Annotated in this window: 1 pseudogene; it reads left to right on the top strand. The window is 40.9% G+C overall.

Annotated elements, in window-relative coordinates:
* Window positions 1–235, top strand: a pseudogene (locus KVT28_RS26925) (hypothetical protein); the annotation flags it as partial.

Genomic DNA, 235 nt, shown 5'->3' on the forward strand with positions numbered 1-235 from the left:
GGACCCCGTCCTTTTAATAAAAATATTCACGTTAAAATGAATTTTTGGGTAGGTGTTTTAGAAGAAATAAAAGATGATTGCCAAACCATTATTAGAGTGCAACAGCAGCATTATCCTTGGTGGCGGGAAGTGACCGAGTTTATTTTATTTGAGAGGTTGGTCCGGTACCCTGCTCAACACGATGCGACGAGTAATTTTGATGCGGCAACTGGGGTTTTATTGTTCTCCTGGCTTA

The sequence above is a fragment of the Pantoea sp. GbtcB22 genome, assembly GCF_019091025.1.
Classification (GTDB): domain Bacteria; phylum Pseudomonadota; class Gammaproteobacteria; order Enterobacterales; family Enterobacteriaceae; genus Pantoea; species Pantoea leporis.